Below are 389 nucleotides of genomic sequence, written 5' to 3' on the forward strand. Positions count from 1 at the left end.
TTAGACCCTAGGAGACAAAAACTGTTACCACTGGTATCGTAAAGAGGTGAAATAAGAAAACTTGTTTTACTGGTCTTGAAAAAGGGAACCATTATATAAGCTTTTTGAACTTGATGAAAAAAAAGTTGTAAAAGAAGAAATACGAGATATATTATATACTTTTCAAAACTACACAAAAGTTCATTTTAAAGACGAAGAAGATTATCTTGTAAGTATTGAATATCCAGATATTAAGAAGCATAAAGAGTGTCATCAACTTATCGTAGATCGTTTATCTAAAATCATACGTACACCAGCAAGTTTAGATATTATAAAAACAAAAATAAAAGTATTTTCAAAACGAATATTGTTAGAGCATATCATAGTTGAAGACCCAAAAATATCTGCCT

General features: G+C 28.5%; 1 pseudogene. It reads left to right on the forward strand.

From position 1 onward, the window contains the following. Positions 1 to 127: 127 nt before the first annotated feature. Positions 128 to 389: pseudogene (locus QZZ48_RS15870) on the forward strand (hemerythrin family protein); the annotation flags it as partial.

Source organism: Sulfurimonas sp., from assembly GCF_016744025.1.
Taxonomy (GTDB): Bacteria; Campylobacterota; Campylobacteria; order Campylobacterales; family Sulfurimonadaceae; genus Sulfurimonas.